The organism is Pseudomonas caricapapayae (assembly GCF_001400735.1).
Lineage (GTDB): Bacteria > Pseudomonadota > Gammaproteobacteria > Pseudomonadales > Pseudomonadaceae > Aquipseudomonas > Aquipseudomonas caricapapayae.
Genome location: NZ_LJPW01000176.1, coordinates 1 through 20,800, shown reverse-complemented (window position 1 = coordinate 20,800; position 20,800 = coordinate 1). Strand labels below are relative to the sequence as shown.

Sequence of the window (20,800 nt, the reverse complement as noted above, 5' to 3'; positions counted from 1 at the left end):
GATAGGTAGAGGCGGATATTTGCCCGGCTCTGTGCTAGTTTTGCGCGGTCTTGCGCACTTAGCGCGTCAGGCATGCAGTTAGCGCACACGTAGGTCGAACCATTACCCGGTTTCAGTATCTACACTTTCGCGATTAATCGTGGCTGCTAGCGGGTGGCCAGGTTCATTGCCTGGCCACGGGCCGACGTTGCACTCTGCAATCCACATGAATTTGATAGGGAAGGAACACCACCATGGCTCTTACTAAAGACCAATTGATCGCCGATATCGCTGAAGCTATCGACGCGCCAAAAACTACTGCGCGTAATGCTCTTGAGCAATTGGGCCAAATTGTTGCCGACCAATTGGAAAACGGCGTGGAAATCACTTTGCCAGGTATCGGTAAACTGAAAGTTGCAGAGCGTCCGGCTCGCACTGGCCGCAACCCTTCGACTGGCGCTGCCATCGAAATCGCTGCCAAGAAAGTTATCAAGTTCGTACCAGCCAAAGTGCTGACCGACTCGATCAACAAGTAAGCACCCGCTTGCTGTAAAAAGCCGTGCACCGGTTAACCGGGCACGGCTTTTTTGTGGGCGCCAGGTGTTGTGGATGTCTAGCGTTCATCACGCGGAGCGTTTCAGTCAACGCTGCGCGCGCTGTGCCTTGTCGAGAAACGTCCAGGCCACAAAACGGCTTTGCTTCTGGCCCTGACCCATTTCCACTACCTTTACTTCAAGCGCGCCGGCTTTTTTCAGGGCGCTCTGAATTGGCGGCAGGTTGGATGCCTTGGACACAAGGGTACTGAACCACCCCACCTGATCCGGCAATCTTGCGCTTTCCTGGATCAGCTGGGTCACGAAGCCGATCTCGCCACCTTCGCACCACAACTCCTGAGACTGCCCGCCGAAGTTGAGTACCGGAAGCTTACGCTTTGGATCAGCCTTGCCCAGCGCGCGCCATTTGCGCTGGCTGCCACGCTGGGCCTCATCAAGCGAAGCATGGAAGGGCGGGTTGCAGAGGCTCACGTGGAAGCGTTCGTCACTGTCGAGCAGCCCAAGCAGGATTTGCTTGCGATTGCCCTGCTGGCGCACGCTGATGGCCTTTTGCAGGCCGTTGGCTTTGACAACGGTGGTCGCCGCGGCAATGGCCGTGCTGTCGATGTCCGAGCCGACGAATTGCCAGCCATAGTCGCTGTGCCCAAGCAGGGGATAAATGCAGTTGGCACCGGTGCCAATATCCAGTGCCTTGGTAGACGGCCCCCGCGGAATCACGCCCTCGTTGTCCTCTGCCAGCAAGTCGGCGAGGAAGTGCAGATAGTCCGCGCGCCCCGGTATGGGCGGGCACAGGTAATCGGCCGGGATGTCCCAGTGGGCAATGCCATAAAACGCCTTGAGCAGAGCGCGATTGAACACGCGCACTGCCTGCGGATCGGCGAAGTCGATGCTTTCCTTGCCGTACGGATTGAGGATCACGAACGCTGCCAGTTCGGGACTGGATTTGATCAGCTTCGGAAAATCGTAATGGCCCTGATGACGATTGCGCGGGTGCAAGGTGGCCTTTTCACGCGGCACAACCGGTCTGGCTGGCCGCTGAGGCTTTTTGCGTGGTGGTTTGCGGGTATCGGTCATGGGGTCGATGTTCAGCCGTAGTGTCGGGTGCGAATGTTCAGATAACAAAAAGCCAGCCCATGTTCGGGCTGGCTTTGCGGCCACCTTAGAGGCTGGCGATGCGTGCGTGCTGCTCTGCCAGCTTGCCCAGTGCCTGTTCGGCCTCGGTCAGCTTGGCGCGTTCCTTGGCGATGACTTCAGGCGGTGCCTTGTCGACGAAGGCTGCGTTGGACAGCTTGCCGCCGACGCGTTGCACTTCACCTTGCAGACGCTGGATTTCCTTGTCCAGACGCGCCAGTTCGGCTGCCTTGTCGATAAGCCCGGCCATCGGCACCAGGACCTCCATGTCGCCCACCAGCGCAGTGGCCGACAGCGGTGCTTCTGCACCCTCGGTCAATACGGTCATGGATTCGAGCTTGGCGAGCTTCTTGAGCAGGTAATCGTTTTCGCTCAGGCGGCGTTGATCCTCGGCACTGGCGTTCTTGAGGAACAGTTGCAGCGGCTTGCCGGGACCGATGTTCATTTCGCCGCGGATGTTACGCACCGCCAGCATCAGGCCTTTGAGCCACTCGATGTCGTCTTCGGCGGCCTGATCGATGCGTGCTTCATTGGCCACCGGCCAGGGTTGCAGCATGATGGTCTTGCCTTCGACACCTGCCAGCGGCGCGAGACGCTGCCAGATTTCTTCAGTGATGAACGGCATGAACGGGTGCGCGAGGCGCAGTGCGACTTCCAGTACGCGAACCAGCGTGCGGCGTGTGCCGCGTTGACGTTCGACCGGTGCGGTCTCGTCCCACAGCACAGGCTTGGACAGCTCCAGATACCAGTCGCAATACTGGTTCCAGATAAATTCGTACAACGCCTGAGCGGCGAGGTCGAAGCGGAACTGATCCAGCTGGCGGGTCACTTCGGCTTCGGTACGTTGCAGTTGCGAGATGATCCAGCGATCGGCCAGCGACAGTTCGACAGCTTCGCCGTTCTGACCGCAGTCTTCACCTTTGTCCAGCACGTAGCGCGCGGCGTTCCAGATCTTGTTGCAGAAGTTGCGGTAGCCTTCGACGCGGCCCATGTCGAACTTGATGTCGCGACCGGTGGACGCCAGAGAGCAAAAAGTAAAACGCAGGGCATCGGTGCCGTAGCTGGCGATGCCATCGGCAAATTCCTGACGGGTCTGCTTCTCGATCTTTTTCGCCAGTTGCGGTTGCATCAGGCCGCTGGTGCGTTTCTGCACCAGCGTCTCGAGGTCGATACCGTCGACGATATCCAGCGGATCAAGGACGTTGCCCTTGGACTTGGACATTTTCTGGCCCTGGCCATCACGCACCAGGCCGTGCACATAGACAGTCTTGAACGGGACTTGCGGCGTGCCGTCCTCGTTCTTCACCAGGTGCAGGGTGAGCATGATCATCCGGGCGACCCAGAAGAAAATGATGTCGAAACCGGTGACCAGCACGTCGGTGGAGTGGAAGGTCTCCAGTGCCTTGGTCTTTTCCGGCCAGCCGAGCGTGGAGAAGGTCCACAGGCCCGAGCTGAACCAGGTGTCGAGTACGTCGTTGTCCTGCTGCAGCGCGATTTCCGGGCCCAGATTGTTCTTGGCCCGTACTTCGGCTTCGTCGCGACCGACATACACCTTGCCGGACTCGTCGTACCAGGCCGGAATGCGGTGGCCCCACCAGAGCTGACGGCTGATGCACCAGTCCTGAATGTCGCGCATCCATGAGAAGTACATGTTTTCGTATTGTTTGGGCACGAAGGCGATACGGCCATCTTCGACCGCAGCGATAGCAGGTTCGGCCAATGGCTTGGTAGAGACGTACCACTGATCGGTCAGCCATGGTTCGATGATCGTGCCGGACCGGTCGCCTTTCGGCACCTTCAGGGCGTGATCGTCGACGCTGACCAGCAGGCCGGCTGCATCGAACGCTGCAACGATCTGCTTGCGCGCTTCGAAACGGTCCAGGCCGGCGTAGTCTGCCGGCAGGCTGCCGTCGACGGTTTCGTTCAGCGTGCCGTCAAGGTTGAAAACCTGAGCGGTCGAAAGCACGGTGGCGTTCTTGTCGAAAATGTTCAGCAGCGGCAGATTATGGCGCTTGCCGACTTCATAGTCGTTGAAGTCGTGCGCCGGGGTGATTTTCACGCAGCCGGTGCCGAATTCGGGGTCGCAATAGTCGTCAGCGATGATCGGGATGCGACGGCCTACCAGCGGCAGTTCGACGAATTTGCCGATCAGTGCCTGATAGCGTTCGTCCTGCGGGTTCACCGCCACGGCGGCGTCACCGAGCATGGTTTCCGGACGCGTGGTGGCAACGATCAGGTAATCCAGACCTTCGGCGGTTTTCGCGCCGTCGGCCAGTGGATAACGCAGGTTCCACAGGTGGCCTTTCTCGTCGTGGTTCTCCACTTCGAGGTCGGAAATGGCGGTGTGCAGCTTGGTGTCCCAGTTGACCAGGCGCTTGCCACGGTAAATAAGGCCGTCTTCATGCAGGCGCACGAAGGCTTCCTTGACTGCGTCGGACAGGCCGTCGTCCATTGTAAAGCGCTCGCGGCTCCAGTCGACGGACGAACCCAGACGGCGGATCTGACGGCTGATGTTGCCGCCTGACTCGGCTTTCCATTCCCAGATATTGTCCAGAAACTTTTCGCGACCCAGCTCGTGACGGCTGACGCCTTGCGCTTCAAGACGACGCTCCACCAGCATCTGCGTAGCGATACCGGCGTGGTCGGTGCCTGGTTGCCACAGCGTGTTGCGACCCTGCATGCGGCGGAAACGGATCAGGGCGTCCATGATCGCGTTATTGAAGCCGTGGCCCATGTGCAGGCTGCCGGTGACGTTCGGCGGCGGGATCATGATGGTGTACGAGTCACCCACGCCTTGCGGAGCGAAGTAGTTCTCGGACTCCCAGGTCTGGTACCAGGAAGTTTCGATGGCGTGCGGCTGGTAAGTCTTGTCCATGCGCGGCGGGAACCTGTGGCATTGATTCGGAAACCGGCAAGTATAGCCCTTGCGGCCAGCGACAAGCCATAAGTGCCGGGCCACAACTGGCAGATCTGTCAGCAGGCGGCAAGTGAGCCAAGGGGCGCTGGCTGCCCTGATACGCTCGCAACTGGATACTCGCCGACAAAGTATCTATTTAACCAGGAAACAGGTCCCTGGCCAGAAACCTCACTTCTGCTGCTGCGCCAATAGCCGCTCCAGCCTGGCCTCCAGCCGGCGTTTGATTTCGTTTTCGATATGCGGGGCGAAGTCGGCGATCACGTCCTGCATGATCAATTGCGCGGCGGCGCGCAGTTCGCTGTCCAGGTGCAGCAGTGTCTCGGGGTTGGGCAGCGCTTGAGGCTCGGCCGCCTGCTGCACCTGCGGGGCGGGGGCAGCATGGGTATCAGGTGTCAGCGTCGGGATATCGTCTTCGTCGAAGTCCGGTTGATGCACGCTGTCGGGGCGAGTGCCGACGACATCGAACAACAGAGGGATCTGTCCTTCCGGACGGGCCGGGTCGTTCGGCAGCGGGGAATGTGCGGGGTCATCGCCGAGCAGTTGGCGGATCGATTCCAGATCGTTCAGCAAATGCGCGGATTCAGCTTTTTTTGAAGTATCCATCGTGTCCTCAAAGACGCTGCAGTCGGTGATCTTGCGGAGGATAGCCCTGTTCACGGTAGGAACGGAAACTCTCGCGTGCGGCAAGGCGTATGGCCGGGTCCTCGACAACGACTTCCGCCACACGGGCGAAACGTTTGAAGAAGGCCGGAATGCTCAGGTCGAGGTTGACCAGCAGGTCGTCGTGGGCCCCCGAGTCGTCACCCAGCCCTAGCACCACCGGGGCATCGGTATCGCTCTCGGCTTCACCGTGGGGCAGAAACACTTCGCCCCTGAAACGCCAGAGCCGGGCATCGAGGTCTTCACGCTGTGCTGCATCGCTGCAATGCAGATAGACCTTGTGACCCAGACGCCAGGCCTTTTCTGTGAGCTTGCAGGCGAAATCCAGGCGAGCCGCAGGGTCTGCGCTGGGCAGGATGTAAAAATCGACTTGAGTCATTTGGGTTCCAGAGCCTGTGGCGTATCGACCGCAAAGCCGATACGCCAGGGCTTGTTCTTATACGCCGGCGCGATCGAGCAGGTACTGGGTCAGCAGTGGAACCGGGCGTCCAGTGGCGCCTTTTTCCTTGCCGCCGCTCAGCCATGCAGTGCCGGCAATGTCCAGATGAGCCCAGTCATAGGCCTTGGTGAAGCGCGACAGGAAGCAGGCCGCCGTGATGGTGCCGCCTTTCGGACCACCGATATTGGCGATGTCGGCGAACGGGCTGTCGAGCTGCTCCTGGTACTCATCGAACAACGGCAGCTGCCAGGCACGGTCATCCGCCTGTTTGCCCGCGTCGAGCAACTGGTTGATCAGTGCGTCGTTGTTGCCCAGCAGGCCGGAAGTGTGGCCGCCCAGCGCAACCACGCACGCGCCCGTCAGGGTCGCGATGTCGATGACCGCCTTTGGCTTGAAGCGTTCGGCGTAGGTCAGTGCGTCGCACAGCACCAGACGGCCTTCGGCGTCGGTGTTGAGGATTTCGACCGTTTGCCCACTCATGGTGGTGACGATGTCGCCGGGACGTGTCGCGGTGCCGCTCGGCATGTTCTCGGCGCAGGCCAGAATGCACACCAGATTGATCGGCAGCTTCAATTCCAGTACGGCGCGCAGGGTGCCGAAGACGCTGGCAGCACCGCACATGTCGAATTTCATCTCGTCCATGCCCGAAGCGGGCTTGATGCTGATGCCGCCGGTGTCGAACGTGATGCCTTTACCGACCAGCACAAAAGGCTGATCGCCTTTTTTGGCACCTTGATAGTTCATGACGATCAGGCGAGGAGGCTGGGCGCTGCCCTGAGCGACTGCGAGGAAAGAGCCCATGCCCAGTTCGGCCAGCTTCTTCTCGTCGTGGATTTCCACTTTCAGATTCTTGTGCGCCTTGCCCAGGGCCTTGGCTTCTTCGCCCAGATAGGTAGGGTGGCAGATGTTCGGTGGCAGATTGCCCAGGTCGCGGGTCAATGCCATGCCGGTAGCGATGGCCCGAGCATGAGTGGACGCGCGCTCGACGTCGGCTGTGCGGACTTTGTCGGTCAGCAGGGTGATTTTTTTCAGGGCGCGAACGTCGGCTTTCTGAGTCTTGAAGCGGTCGAAGACGTATTCGCCGTCCGCCAGAGCCTCGACCAGCAGGCGAGCCATGCCGTACGTATCGCGGTTCTTCACCGACAGGTCATCGATAGCAATTGCTGCGTCGGTGCCGCCCAGGCCCTTGAGGCATGACAGCGCCGCGCCAACGACTTTTTTCAATTGACGGTCCGACAGCTCGCCTTCCTTGCCGATGCCGATCAGCAGAACGCGCTCGGCCTTGATGTTGGGCAAGTTGTGCAACAGCAGACTCTGACCGACCTTGCCCGCCAGGTCGCCGCGTTTCAGGATCAGCGAGATGGCTCCGCCGCTGAGGACATCGACAGCCTGAGCAGCTCCCGCCAGTACGCGGCTTTCGCCGACGGTGACCACCAGCGTTGCGGTTTTCAAGGTTTCTGGGCTTACGCTTTTAACAACCAATTCCATGTGGGGTCCCCGAATAGACGATGAGAGTCGCAATATAAATGATGTACGCGGCATGGCCTGAGTGTCTTCCAGGACGATACCCGCGATAAGCCTTGCAGTTTGACCCCCCTGCACGACTGCTGACAACCCCGCAAAGCCGCCTGCTTTGCGTGTATGTGCGAACTATCCCCGGCGCGCAGTGACAGAAACACACAATCACAGGATAATGCCGCATATTTTTTGATGCCCACGCCATTTGCCGGCGTGAATCTGTGGTTGCCGTGGCTCACAATTTTTCCCTGTTTGGCTGCCTGAGCCTGACAACTCTGGAGTGTCTGGTTTGATTGTCTTCCGTTATCTGTCCCGAGAAGTGCTGCTTACCTTGAGCGCGGTCAGCGCCGTGCTGCTGGTGTTCATCATGAGCGGACGCTTCATCAAATACCTTGCGCAGGCCGCGTCCGGTGCGCTCGATCCAGGCGTGCTGTTCATGATCATGGGGTTCCGCCTGCCGGGTTTCCTGCAGGTCATCCTGCCGCTGGGCCTGTTCCTCGGCATCCTGATGGCTTACGGACGCCTGTATCTGGAAAGTGAAATGACCGTGCTGGCCGCCACCGGCATGAGTCAGCAGCGGTTACTTGCCATTACCATGGGACCTGCCACGCTGGTCGGGCTGCTGGTTGCCTGGCTGAGCTTCAGTCTGGCTCCCCAGGGCGCAACCCAGTTTTCGCTGCTGATCAATCAGCAGGATGCCATGACCGAGTTCGACACGCTGGTGCCCGGCCGTTTTCAGGCGCTGCGTGACGGGACCCGTATCACCTACACCAAGGAACTGTCGGAAGACCGCTCGCAACTGGCCGGTGTGTTCATCTCCGAAAAACGCATGTCCAGCGACAAGAGCAAGGACAACGGCATCACCGTGCTGGTGGCGGAGAAGGGCCATCAGGAGGTCAGGCCCAATGGCAGTCGCTTCCTGATACTCGAAAACGGCTATCGCTACGATGGCAATCCGGGTGCAGCCGATTATCGCGTGATCAAGTACGACACCTACGGCGCGATGCTGCCCAAACCGGAAATCAGCGAAGAAATCACTGACCGTGAAGCCATTCCCACCAGCGAGCTGTTCGGCAGTAACGCGCCGCGTTCCGTGGCTGAATTGCAGTGGCGTATTTCACTGCCGTTGTCGGTGTTCATCGTGACGTTGATGGCCATTCCGCTGTCGCGCGTCAATCCGCGTCAGGGCCGTTATCTGAAGCTGTTGCCGGCGATCCTTCTGTACATGTCTTATCTGGCCATTCTGATCTCGGTGCGCAGTTCGCTGGAGAAGGGCAAGCTGCCGCTCAGTCTGGGCATGTGGTGGGTGCACGCCATCTACCTGGCCATCGGTCTGGTGTTGTTCTATTGGGAGCCTCTGCGTCTGAAGATGGCGAGTCGTCGCAGCGTCACGGAGGTGACTCGTGGTCAAGCTTGATCGATACATCGGTAAAAGCGTTCTTCTGGCAATTCTCGCGGTCCTGGGGATCATTCTCGGCCTGGTTTCGCTGTTCGCGTTCATCGACGAGATGGGTGATATCAGCGATACCTACACGCTGGCAGATGCGCTCAGCTACGTGATGATGACTGCGCCGCGCCGCGTCTACGACACCTTGCCGATGGCGGCCCTGATCGGCTGCCTGATTGGTCTGGGTACGCTGGCCAGCAGCAGTGAACTGACCATCATGCGCGCGGCGGGGGTTTCCATCGGGCGCATCGTCTGGGCAGTCATGAAGCCGATGCTGCTGCTGATGATCGCCGGCGTGCTGGTCGGCGAGTACGTTGCTCCCTACGCCGAGAACCAGGCTCAGGCCGCACGCTCGCTGGCTCAGGGATCCGGTGATGCGCAGAGCGCCAGGCACGGTCTGTGGCACCGTCAAGGTGATGAATTCATCCACATCAACACGGTCCAGCCCAATGGTCTGATGCTTGGCGTGACACGCTATCGTTTCGACGATCAACGCCACATGCTGACGTCCAGCTTTGCCAAAGAGGCCAACTTCAAAACCGATTACTGGGAGTTGAAGGACGTCAGCACCACGCACTTCAATGAAGGCCGCACCGAAGTCATCAATACGCCGGTCGAGCGTTGGGATGTGGCGTTGAGCCCGCAACTGCTGAGCACGGTCATCATGCCGCCGGAGTCGCTCTCGATCAGCGGTCTCTGGAACTACGCGCATTATCTGGCCGATCAGGGCTTGAGCAATGGACGCTACTGGCTGGCGTTCTGGACCAAGGTCCTGCAACCGGCTGTGACAGTCGCTCTGGTGCTGATGGCGATCTCGTTCATCTTCGGTCCGTTGCGTTCAGTGACGCTGGGGCAGCGTGTGTTCACGGGCGTGGTGGTCGGTTTCACCTTCCGCATCATCCAGGACCTGCTCGGTCCGTCGAGTTTGCTGTTCGGCTTCCCGCCGTTGCTGGCGGTGTTGCTGCCTGCCGCAGCATGCGCGCTGGCAGGGATACTCCTGTTGCGCCGTGCCGGATAGCGTCGTGTGGTGATACTGAAAAAGCCGACTTTGAGTCGGCTTTTTCATGGGCGACAACCGCCGTTCAGGTTTTCGTGCGCACAAAAAAGCCTCTGGCATCGCTGCCAGAGGCTTTTTTGCACGTACGCGAGTGTGTGATCAGGCTTCGGCTTGAACTTCGTCAGCCTGCATGCCTTTCTGGCCCTGCACTGCAACGAAGGTAACTTTCTGGCCTTCTTTCAGGCTCTTGAAGCCGTTACCCTGGATGGCGCGGAAGTGTACGAACAGATCCGGCCCGCTCTCAGGAGTGATAAAACCAAACCCTTTTTCGTCGTTGAACCACTTGACGGTACCGCTCTGACGTTCAGCCATTTTCTTATTTCCTTGACGCTTGACTTGAATTGGTGACAGCCTCTTTCACGCGAAAGAGCACTGGGGCTGGTTGCAGGAAGTAAGAAACGTAGAACGGGTTGTAGCAAACCTAGAGCTACTGCCCTGGTCCAGATTCGGCGACCCTTGCAAACACAGTCCGGAAACTCTACGCCAACTCTCGTTACAAATACAACCCCCCTGTCTTGTACCCTGTTTCCGGGGGGTTGAGCCTTATGCACTGCGTGTTTGCACGCAGTGCACGGTGCCTGATCCTTCATAACATTTTGCACTTTATAGGTGCATTTTTTGCATATGGAACAGACTGTTCATTCGGTTGAAACACTGCCGAAACATTGACGTGAAACAGCGTTCCCACACCGCAGAAGTGTTGCTGTTTTTTTGACGCCGTTGTTTAGCCACGGAAGTAACGTTGCGCAACGAAAGGCATTTTTGTAACACGCATCGGTACTCTTTTGCCACGTACCACTGCCCAGACGAGTGTCTCCAGCGCGGTGTAATTATCGTGCAAGTAACCCATGGCAAGCGGGCCGGCCAGCGTGGGGCCAAAACCGCCACTGCAGACAGTGCCTATTACAGTGCCCTGTTCATCGACAATTTCTGTGCCTTCGCGCACTGGCGTTCGCTCTTGGGGAAGCAGGCCGACACGTTTTTTTTCTACACCATTCTGTTGCTGGGCGAAGATCTGCTCGGCTCCCGGGAAGCCGCCTGCACGCGCACCGTCGGCGCGGCGCACTCTGGAAATGGCCCACAGCAGACTGGCCTCGACCGGCGAGGTCTGCGTGTCCATGTCATGACCGTACAGGCAAAGGCCCGCTTCCAGTCGCAGCGAGTCACGTGCGCCCAGGCCGATCGGGGCAACTTCCGGCTCTTCCAGCAAGCGGCGCGCAAGGGCTTCAGCCTGGTCGGCCGGCACTGAAATTTCATAGCCGTCTTCGCCGGTATAGCCCGAGCGACTGACGTAGCACTGAACGCCCAGCAGCTTGACGCTGGCGAACTGCATGAACGTCATCTTGGCCACTTCCGGGGCAAGGCGTGCCAGCACCGTAACAGCGGCCGGCCCCTGCAGTGCGAGCAGAGCGCGTTCTTCAAACAGCGGTTCGATCTTGCAATGCCCGGCTAAATGCTTGCACAAGTGGGCGAGGTCCTGATCCTTGCAGGCCGCATTGACCACCAGCATCAGTTGGTCATTGCCGAGATTGGCGACCATCAGGTCATCGAGAATGCCGCCTGTTTCGCTGGTGAACATTGCATAACGCTGCATGCCCACCGGCAAATCAAGGATATCCACCGGTACCAGAGTCTCCAGCGCCCTGGCCGCTTCTGCGCCGGTGAGGCGAATCTGGCCCATGTGCGAGACATCGAACAAGCCGGCCTGCGCACGGGTGTGCAAGTGTTCTTTCATTACGCCTGCCGGGTATTGCACGGGCATGTCGTAACCGGCGAAGGGCACCATCTTCGCGCCAAGTTCGCGGTGAAGGGCGTGCAGGGGAGTGGTCAGCAGTGATTCTGTAGACATGTTCAATTCCTTGTTGAGCGGGCCATGCAGAGCGGTACTGCCTGCACTCGCAACCGAGTACATGCAGGCAGTCCCGCAGCACGGGCTATCAGGCTTCCTGATAGCTCTCGATGGACGGGCAGGCGCAGACCAGATTACGGTCACCGAAAACGTTGTCGACACGTCCGACCGGAGGCCAGTACTTGTTCTCGATCAGCGAATCAACCGGATACACCGCCTGTTCGCGGCTGTAAGGATGGCTCCACTGGCCGACGATTTCGGCAGCGGTGTGCGGCGCGTTCTTCAGCGGGTTGTCTTCCTTGTCCAGCGTGCCGTTTTCAACCGCGCGGATTTCTTCACGGATCTTGATCATGGCGTCGCAGAAACGGTCCAGTTCTTCTCTGGATTCACTCTCGGTCGACTCGATCATCAACGTCCCGGCCACCGGGAACGACATGGTCGGGGCATGAAAGCCGAAGTCGATCAGGCGCTTTGCCACATCATCGACGCTGATGCCGCTACTGTCCTTGATCGGACGCAGGTCGAGGATGCATTCGTGCGCAACCAGACCGTTGGTGCCGGTGTACAGCACCGGGTAGTGCTCTTCCAGGCGGCGCGAAATGTAGTTGGCGTTGAGGATCGCCAGCTGCGAAGCGCGCTTCAGGCCTTCGCCGCCCATCATGCGGATATACATCCAGGTGATCGGCAGAATGCTGGCACTGCCGAACGGTGCCGCGCAGACCGCGCCTTCCTTGCGCTCCATGCGTGCGTGGCCCGGCATGAACGGGGCGAGGTGGGATTTGACGCCAATCGGGCCGACACCCGGGCCGCCGCCGCCGTGCGGGATGCAGAAGGTTTTGTGCAGATTGAGGTGGGAGACGTCGCCGCCGAACTTGCCCGGCGCACACAGACCGACCATTGCGTTCATGTTTGCGCCGTCGATGTACACCTGACCGCCATTGTCATGAACGATGCCGCAGATTTCGCGGATGCCTTCTTCGAATACACCGTGGGTCGACGGGTAGGTGATCATGATGGCTGCAAGCTGATCGCGATGCTGAACGGCCTTGGCCCGCAGGTCTTCGATATCGACGTTGCCACGCGCATCGCAGGCAGTGACCACCACACGCATGCCGGCCATGTTGGCAGTGGCCGGGTTGGTGCCGTGGGCCGACGAAGGGATCAGGCAGATATCACGATGCTCATCGCCACGGCTCTGGTGATAAGCGCGGATAGCCAGCAGACCGGCATATTCACCTTGAGAGCCTGCGTTCGGTTGCAGCGAGATCGCGTCGTATCCGGTAGCCGCACAGAGCATGGCCTCCAGCTCGTCGGTCAGTTGCTGATACCCGGCACTCTGCTCGGCTGGGGCGAAGGGGTGCAGGTTGCCGAATTCGGCCCAGGTCACCGGGATCATTTCGCTGGCGGCGTTGAGCTTCATGGTGCACGAGCCCAGTGGAATCATGGTGCGGTCCAGTGCCAGGTCCTTGTCGGCCAGCTTGCGCAGGTAACGCATCAGCTCTGTTTCGGAGTGATAGCGGTTGAACACCGGGTGGCTGAGGATTGCCGTCTGGCGCAACAGCGCAGCAGGCAGGCGCGACTGAACGCTGGCTGCCAGCGCGGCGAAGTCCGGCAAGCTCTGGCCGTCGCTGACGAAGATTTCCCACAGCGTTTCTATCGCCGACTGCGAGGTGGTCTCGTCCAGTGACAGCCCCAGGTGCTGACCGTCGATTTCACGCAGGTTGATGTGCCTCGCGCGCGCTGCAGCATGCAGTGCATCGGTCCTGTTGCCGGTGTTCAGGGTCAGGCTGTCGAAGAAGAATGCCTGCTCGGCCTTCAGGCCCAGCTCGCTCAGGCCTTCGGCAAGAATTGCGGTCAACCGGTGAACGCGCTGGGCAATTTGGGTCAGACCACGCGGACCGTGGTAGACGGCGTACATGCTGGCAATGTTGGCCAGCAGCACTTGTGCAGTGCAAATGTTGCTGGTGGCTTTCTCGCGACGAATATGCTGCTCGCGGGTCTGCATGGCCAGGCGCAGGGCCTGCTTGCCGTGACGGTCTACCGACACGCCGACCAGGCGGCCCGGCATGTCGCGCTTGAAGGCATCGCGAGTCGAGAAGTACGCCGCGTGCGGGCCGCCGAAGCCCAGTGGCACGCCAAAGCGTTGTGCGCTGCCAATGGCAACGTCAGCGCCAAACTCACCTGGCGGGGTCAGCAGCGTCAGGGCCAGCAAGTCGGCAGCGACGGCCACCAGCGCATTGGCACCGTGAAAGCGCTCGACCAGATCGCGGTAATCGAACACATCACCATTGCTGGCCGGGTATTGCAGCAACGCGCCGAAGTAATCGCTGACATCGCCCAGCTCGGCTTCATCGGCTACAACTACGGTGATACCCAGCGGCTCGGCGCGGGTGCGCAAGACGTCGAGGGTCTGCGGATGGCAATGGCTTGAGGCAAAAAATTGCTGGCTGCCCTTGTTTTTGCTCAACCGTTTGCAGAAGGTCATCGCTTCGGCGGCGGCGGTCGCTTCGTCCAGCAAAGAGGCGTTGGCAATCGGCAGGCCGGTGAGATCACTGATGAGCGTCTGGAAATTGAGCAACGACTCCAGACGGCCTTGGGAAATCTCTGGCTGATAGGGGGTGTAGGCGGTGTACCAGGCCGGATTTTCCAGCAGGTTGCGCAGGATGGGTGCCGGTGTATGAGTGTTGTAGTAACCCTGGCCAATGTAGGTTTTGAACAGTTGATTCTTGCTGGCGATGGCCTTGATGGACGCCAGTGCGTCGGCTTCGCTTTGCCCGGCGGGCAGGTTCAGAACGCTGGTGCCCTTGATGCTTTCCGGGATGACGCTTTCGCTCAAGGCTTCGATGGAGTCGAAACCCAATGTTTGCAGCATGGCCTGTTCGTCGGCGGCGCGCGGACCGATGTGACGGGCAATGAATTCGTTGGCAGTTGTCAGTTCGATACGGTCAGTCATGGCTTGCTCCTCAGGCTTGGGCGTTGGCTTTGATCAGGCGGTCGTAGGCGTCCTGATCCAGCAGGCCGTGGATGGCGTTGGCATCCTGTGGAATGAAACGAAAGAACCAGCCTGCACCGAGAGCGTCTTCATTGACCAGCTCGGGTGTAGCGTCGAGGGCGGAATTGACCTCGACCACTTCACCGTCCAGCGGCATATTGATGCTGCTGGCGGCCTTCACCGACTCCACCACCGACACTTCAGCGTGTTGAGTGTAGGCCTGCATATCCGGGAGCTGCACGAAGACCACGTCGCCCAGCGACTCTTGTGCATAGGGCGTTATGCCGACCGTAACGCTGCCATCGGCTTCGGCACGCAGCCATTCGTGGTCGACAGTAAATCGCAACTCGCTCATACAGACTCCTTGGAGAACAGGGCTCGCGCAGAGCGCGAGTGATATGAGCTATGGCATAGCAATTTAGCGGCCATGTTTTATTTTTTCATTTAAAACAATGAGTTAGATTGTTTTCGTGGTCACAGATCAAGTACGAGTGTAGCGAAATCGATACACCTGGTGGGCATTTGAAAATGCGTGCCTGATCAAGGCCTTGGTTCAAGCGAGGTTAAGTGCCCTGGATCGAAAACGTTACGCTGGAACGATTTCGTTGCGGTGGGGTGGCCTTACTGCACCCGGCCAGCGCACAGGCGCTGGCCAGGTGTTCATTCATGGGGCGGGATCAAGGCTTGGGCGCGGTCGCTGCTACTGAAATATTGCCCGCTTCCCATTGGGATTCACGCGCGTCCAGCGCCACTGCAATAGCCTGCACCTTGGTCGACGAGAGCTCGGACGGCAGCGGATCCAGGCCGGCACTGGCGAAAATCTGCCCATAAGCATTGCGCAGATCGGCATACGCCAGGTCGCGACGCAGATCAGCCTGCAGCGTGTTCAGTTCGCCCTGAATCAGGTCCAGTTCGCCCAGACCGGCTGCCTGATAACGATTACGCAGCTGGCCGACGATCTGGCTGTCGATGCTCGACAGCTGTTGACTGGTCTTGAACTGGCGCAGTGCTTCATTGTAGTTGGCATTGGCCACGTAGAGCTGGGCCAGTACGGCGATGGACATCGCCTGACGACGCGCGGTAGCGACTTCCTCACCGGCTTTGGCCACGTCAATGGCGGCAGGTGCCGACAGCACGTTGAACAGGTTCCAGGTGACTTTTACGCCCAGATCGGCCCATTTGTCGTTGACCAGAAACGAGTTGCTGTCGTAATGGCCACCAGCCGAGAACTCCAGGCCGGGCAGCATGCGCAGCATCGCTTTGCGGGTTTCGGCCGAGCTGATGCGGGTTTGGTAATCCTGTTCGCGCAGTTCGGGACGACTGGCCAGCGCTTCGGTTTCCAGACGCGCCATATCGACCTTGAGCTCCGGAATCGAGTAATCGTCCGGCGTTGCCAGCTTCAGATCCGTGCCCAGCGGCAGATTGATCAGGGTGGCCAGTTCAGTCTTGGCCAGTGAAAGTGCCTTGCGCTGCTCTTCGAGCTGGCGCGTTGCCTGGATCAGCGAGCGCTGATAACCCAGTGCCTGCACCGGATCACCCACCCGCTGCTGGCTCATTTGCTGGCTGTTGTCCTGGGCTTTTTCGACGCGGACCATCAGGCTGTCGATCTGCTTGAGCATGCGTTCGGCAGCGACGGCGCGCCAATAGGCTGAACGTACGTCCTGAACGATTGTGTTGATCACCTTGCGGCGGCGTTCCTGAACGATCAGGCGCTGATCGCCTTGCTGCTTGGCGCTGATGTAGCTGACACCGAAGTCCAGCACGTTCCACACCATGGTCAGGTCAGCGACGCGACGGCTGCGGTCCTGCGAGGTCGACGGTTCGAGGGACTGGGTGCCGGTCTCGACGCTTTCACTGCTGGACGCACTGACGTTACTGCGTCCGGCATAGCCGGCGGACAGCGCCATGCGCGGCAGCATGTCGAAGCTGGCAAGGTCCAGTTGGCGCTTGGCCAGGGCTTCTTCCATGATTTTCAAACGCGCTTCAAGGTTGTACTTCACCGCGCGGGCCATCGCCTGATGCAGGGTCAGGGCACCGTTCAAAGGTTCCTGATCCTTGTACATCAGTTGCAGATCGCTTTTGGCGCGCTGCTCGCTGACGCTCCGGTCGATAGGCTGGCTGGTAACCGCACAACCGCTCACTACCAGCGCAAGCAGGCTGATGCTGAACAACTTATGACTTCTTTTCATGCTCCTGACGCCCCTTGCTACCGCATTCTTTTTTATGAGCGCCGTACCGCGACGGCGCATGACTCAAAGCCTGTCTCAGGCTTGCACTTCACTCACACCGACTTCCCCTAAAGCCCATGCCAGTGCGCGCAGTTTCTCTTGCTCGTTATCAGTGATCTGTTGCAGTTGCTGAACCAGGGTCAGCGCGCCAAAACCTGCCTGGATGCTCTGCGACGACTCTTGCAAGCCGTTGCGACCGGTGTTGTCGAAGGCACCCGTCGCCGAGGTGTCCGTTGCTGCCTCGCGGGAAAACAGTGTCGCCAGCGTGCTGGTGCCGAATACGCTGCCTTCTCCGCTGCTGAAGCCCGTGAAGCCCGAGCCTGGGCCGCCGACGCTGTTGGCGTCGAACACCTGGGCAATGAAGCTCGGTGCCAAGGCTCGGTTGGTGATGAAGATGTTGCCCACAGGTGGCAGATCACCTCCGGTAGTGCGCTGTTCGAAGAGCGGCGAGAAGCTCAATGGCGAGCCCAGGTTGCCGGTCGGCGGGCCGAACAGTGCCGGCTGCAGGGGCAGATTCGGCACAGCGTTCTGCAGTGCTGGCGCATCGATCCGGAACTGCGGATCCCCGGTCAGCGACGTGGTCGCGATGGCATAGTTGGGAGACAGCGCAATGCCGGTACCCGCGTTGCCTGCCCGGTCAGTCACCGTGCTGCTGTCCAGCACAATGAAGTTGCTCGGGTCAGTGACGTTCGCGGTCGGTGTCAGGGTCGCCGTCCAGGTAGCCCCTCCATCGCTGCTGGCAAGGTTGGACAGCGTACCGTTGGCTACGCTGATGTCCGACAGCGTGAAGTTATTCACCGGCTCGCTGAAGGCAAAGGTCACCAGCGATGTCTGACCCGTCGCCAGGTTCGGGTTGGCGATAGAGACGCTGGCCGTCGGACGCTGGTTATCGATGCTGTAGTTGCTGGAGAGCGCTACCGTTGTGCCCGCATTGCCTGCCAGGTCGTTGAGCGTACCGCTGTCCAGAACGATGAAGTTGTTCGGTGCCGTGACATTGGCATCCGGTGTCAGGGTCGCCGTCCAGGTGAGACCGCCGTCGCCGCTGCTCAGGTTGGACAGGGTGCCGTTGCCGACACTGATATCCGACAGATCGAAATTGGTCACACGCTCGCTGAAGGCAAAGGTCACCAGCGAGGTCTGACCAATGGCCAGGTTCGGGTTGGCCACGGTGATGGTTGCGGTCGGACGCTGGGTATCGATGGCGTAATTGTTCGACGCCGTGGTACCGCTGCCGGCGTTGCCCGATGCGTTGGTAACGCCGGTGTTGTCCAGCGTGATCAGGTTGCTTGCATCGGTCACGTTTGCCGTCGGCGTAAAGGTTGCGGTCCAGGTGATACCGCCGTCGCTGCTGCTGACTGCGCTCAGCGTACCATTGGCCACCGTCAGGTCGGCGTTGCTGAAGCCGTTGACCGCTTCGCTGAAGGTGATGGTCACCTGTGACGTCTCGCCTGCCGACAGGGCGCTGTCGGCGACCACAATGCTGGCGGTCGGACGTGCCGGATCAATGGCGTAGCTATTGGACTGCGTCGTGCCGCTGCCTGTATTGCCTGCCAGATCCGCCACGCCACTGTTATCGAGCGTCACGACATTGTTGTTGCTGGCGGCGTTCGGGTTCGGCGTGAGTGTTGCTGTCCAGGTAATACCCCCGTCGTTGCTGCTGACAGCGCTCAACGTGCCGTTGGCCACCGTCAGGTCGGCATTGCTGAAGCCGCTCACCGCTTCGCTGAAGGTAATGGTCACTCGCGAGGTTTCACCGATAGACAGCAAGCTGTCGGCGACCACGATGGTGGCTGTCGGGCGCTGGGTATCGATGGCGTAGTTGTTCGAGGTCGTGGTGCCGCTGCCGCCATTGCCTGATGCATTGGTGACGCCGGTGTTGTCCAGTGTGATCAGGTTGCTCGTATCGGTCACGTTTGCCGTCGGCGTGAAGGTTGCTGTCCAGGTAATACCGCCATCGGTGCTGCTGACGGCGCTAAGCGTGCCGTTGGCGACGGTCAGGTCGGCATTGTTGAACCCGTTGACCGCCTGGCTGAACGTGAACGTGACCAGAGACGTCTCGCCGGCGGACAGGGCCGTGTCGGCCACCACTATGGTGGCTGAAGGTCGAGTGGTGTCGATCACGAAGTTGCCCGAATCGGTTGTGCCGACACCCGGGTTGCCAGCCAGATCGTTGATGCCTGAGTTGTTCAGGGTGATCAGATTGCTGGTGTCCGCCACATTTGCGTTCGGGGTGAAGGTCGCGGTCCAGGTGATACCGCCGTCGCTGCTGCTGACGGCGCTCAAGGTGCCATTCGGAACGCTCAGGTCGCTGTTGTCGAACCCGCTGACTGCTTCGCTGAAGGTAATGGTCACCAGTGAGTTTTCACCTATCGACAGCGCGTTGTCCGCCATCACGATAGTCGCTGTCGGGCTTGCCGAGTCTATGGCGTAAATGTTGGACAAGGTCAGGCCGCTGCCTGCGTTGCCCGACAGGTCAGTTACGCCGCCATTGTTCAGGGTCACCGAGTTGCTTGCGCTGGTAATGCCTGGCGTTGGGGTAAGCGTTGCCGTCCAGGTAATACCGCCGTCAGTGCTGCTGACTGCGCTCAACGTGCCGTTGCTGACGTTCAGGTCGGCATTGCTGAATCCACTGACCGCCTCGCTGAAGGTAATGGTCACCAGCGAGGTTTCGCCGATGGCCAGCGCATTGTCGGCCACGACGATGGTCGCCGTCGGGCGCAGGGTGTCGATGGCGTAGTTGTTCGAGGACGTGATGCCGCTGCCGGTATTGCCCGAGGCATTGGTGAACCCGGTGTTATCCAGGGTCACAAGGTTGCTTGCGTCGGTGACATTGGCCGTCGGCGTGAAGGTGGCCGTCCAGGTGATACCGCCGTCGCTGCTGCTGACTGCGCTCAAGGTGCCGTTTTCGACGGTCAGGTCGGCATTGCTGAAACCACTGACTGCTTCGCTGAAGGTGATGGTCACCAGCGAGGTTTCACCGACAGACAATGCGCTGTCTGCAACCACGATGGTCGCGGTCGGCTGGATGGTGTCGATGCTGTAATTGTTGGAGTTGGTGAGTCCGCTCCCGGCATTGCCCGCCAGGTCGGCCACGCCAGCGTTGTTCAGGGTGATCAGGTTGGTGCTGTCGGCGACGTTGATCGTCGGCGTGAAGGTGGCCGTCCAGGTGATGCCGCCGTCGCTGCTGCTGACCGCGCTCAAGGTGCCATTGGCAACGCTCAGGTCGCTGTTGTCGAAACCGCTGACCGCTTCACTGAACGTGATGGTGACCAATGAGGTTTCGCCAATCGACAGCGCGTTATCCGCCACGACGATGCTGGCAGTCGGCCGCACCGAGTCGATGGCATAGTTGTTGGAGAAGGTCAGCCCGGTGCCCGCGTTGCCGGCCAGATCAGTGACGCCGGCGTTGTTCAGTGTTACCAGATTGCTGCTGTCTGTGACGCCCGTTGACGGCGTGAGCGTTGCCGTCCAGGTCAGGCCGCCGTCGGTGCTGCTGACCGCGCTCAACGTACCGTTGGCCACCACGAGGTCAGCGTTGCTGAAACCACTGACCGCCTCGCTGAAGGTAATCGTCACCAGCGAGGTTTCGCCGATGGCCAGCGCATTGTCGGCCACGACGATGGTCGCGGTCGGGCGCAGGGTGTCGACGGCGTAGTTGTTCGAAGACGTAACGCCGCTGCCGGTAACGCCTGAGCCGTTGGCAAACCCGGTATTGTCCAGGGTGATGAGGTTGCTCGCGTCGGTGACACCGGCAGCCGGTGTGAAGGTTGCCGTCCAGGTGACACCTCCGTCGCTGCTGCTGACCGCGCTCAAGGTGCCGTTCTCGACAGTCAGGTCGGCATTGTTGAAGCCGCTGACCGCTTCACTGAACGTGATGGTCACCAGCGAGGTTTCACCGACAGACAACGCGCTGTCGGCTACCACGATAGTGGCGGTCGGCTGCTGTGTGGCAATGGTGAAATTACCGGAATCGGTTGTGCCGCTGCCGATATTGCCTGCCAGATCGGTCACGCCGGTGTTGTCCAGTGT

Annotated in this window: 14 protein-coding genes; 3 read left to right on the top strand and 11 right to left on the bottom strand. The window is 59.9% G+C overall.

Annotation, left to right across the window (positions count from 1 at the left end; translation table 11 throughout):
• Window positions 1-233 precede the first annotated feature (233 nt).
• Window positions 234-515, top strand: a complete 282-nt coding sequence (locus ALO80_RS26965) for an HU family DNA-binding protein (protein WP_002552279.1) — start codon at window positions 234-236, stop codon at window positions 513-515.
• A gap of 105 nt (window positions 516-620) precedes the next feature.
• Here ALO80_RS26965 and rlmF read toward each other — a convergent pair whose 3' ends face one another.
• The 5 genes from rlmF to ALO80_RS26940 form a co-directional block, all read right to left on the bottom strand.
• Window positions 621-1,607, bottom strand: a complete 987-nt coding sequence (gene rlmF, locus ALO80_RS26960; RefSeq protein ID WP_055011174.1) for a 23S rRNA (adenine(1618)-N(6))-methyltransferase RlmF — start codon at window positions 1,605-1,607, stop codon at window positions 621-623.
• A gap of 85 nt (window positions 1,608-1,692) precedes the next feature.
• A complete protein-coding gene (locus ALO80_RS26955) occupies window positions 1,693-4,539 on the bottom strand; it encodes a valine--tRNA ligase (RefSeq protein WP_055011173.1) in 2,847 nt (948 codons plus the stop codon).
• A gap of 210 nt (window positions 4,540-4,749) precedes the next feature.
• Complete coding sequence (locus tag ALO80_RS26950; RefSeq protein ID WP_055011172.1) at window positions 4,750-5,184, bottom strand: hypothetical protein; 435 nt, start codon at window positions 5,182-5,184, stop codon at window positions 4,750-4,752.
• Window positions 5,185-5,191: 7 nt separating this feature from the next.
• A complete protein-coding gene (locus ALO80_RS26945) occupies window positions 5,192-5,620 on the bottom strand; it encodes a DNA polymerase III subunit chi (protein ID WP_054984363.1) in 429 nt (142 codons plus the stop codon).
• A gap of 57 nt (window positions 5,621-5,677) precedes the next feature.
• On the bottom strand, window positions 5,678-7,168 hold the full coding sequence (locus ALO80_RS26940; protein WP_055005232.1) for a leucyl aminopeptidase: 1,491 nt from the start codon (window positions 7,166-7,168) through the stop codon (window positions 5,678-5,680).
• 319 nt (window positions 7,169-7,487) lie between these two features.
• Here ALO80_RS26940 and lptF point away from each other — a divergent pair, with 319 nt between their 5' ends.
• Together lptF and lptG are read left to right on the top strand one after the other, a co-directional pair.
• Window positions 7,488-8,615, top strand: a complete 1,128-nt coding sequence (gene lptF, locus ALO80_RS26935; RefSeq protein WP_054984361.1) for an LPS export ABC transporter permease LptF — start codon at window positions 7,488-7,490, stop codon at window positions 8,613-8,615.
• Complete coding sequence (gene lptG / locus ALO80_RS26930; RefSeq protein WP_054984360.1) at window positions 8,602-9,663, top strand: LPS export ABC transporter permease LptG; 1,062 nt, start codon at window positions 8,602-8,604, stop codon at window positions 9,661-9,663. Before lptF ends, lptG begins: the two co-directional genes overlap by 14 nt.
• 138 nt (window positions 9,664-9,801) lie before the next feature.
• On the opposite strand, the gene ALO80_RS26925 is transcribed toward lptG, so the two are convergent.
• From ALO80_RS26925 to ALO80_RS26900, 6 genes are all read right to left on the bottom strand, one after another.
• Window positions 9,802-10,014, bottom strand: coding sequence for a cold-shock protein (locus ALO80_RS26925; RefSeq protein WP_027902257.1), 213 nt, complete (start codon window positions 10,012-10,014; stop codon window positions 9,802-9,804).
• A gap of 412 nt (window positions 10,015-10,426) precedes the next feature.
• A complete protein-coding gene (gcvT, locus tag ALO80_RS26920; protein WP_055011184.1) occupies window positions 10,427-11,551 on the bottom strand; it encodes a glycine cleavage system aminomethyltransferase GcvT in 1,125 nt (374 codons plus the stop codon).
• Window positions 11,552-11,639: 88 nt separating this feature from the next.
• Window positions 11,640-14,504 (bottom strand): aminomethyl-transferring glycine dehydrogenase, encoded by a 2,865-nt coding sequence (gene gcvP, locus ALO80_RS26915; RefSeq protein ID WP_055011171.1) that lies wholly within the window; start codon window positions 14,502-14,504, stop codon window positions 11,640-11,642.
• 10 nt (window positions 14,505-14,514) lie between these two features.
• Window positions 14,515-14,898, bottom strand: coding sequence for a glycine cleavage system protein GcvH (gene gcvH, locus ALO80_RS26910; RefSeq protein WP_055011170.1), 384 nt, complete (start codon window positions 14,896-14,898; stop codon window positions 14,515-14,517).
• Between the two features lie 322 nt (window positions 14,899-15,220).
• Window positions 15,221-16,714, bottom strand: a complete 1,494-nt coding sequence (locus ALO80_RS26905; RefSeq protein WP_174518978.1) for a TolC family protein — start codon at window positions 16,712-16,714, stop codon at window positions 15,221-15,223.
• 93 nt (window positions 16,715-16,807) lie between these two features.
• Window positions 16,808-20,800 (bottom strand): beta strand repeat-containing protein (locus ALO80_RS26900; RefSeq protein WP_235812514.1); only part of this gene is annotated, 3,993 nt, incomplete at its 5' end.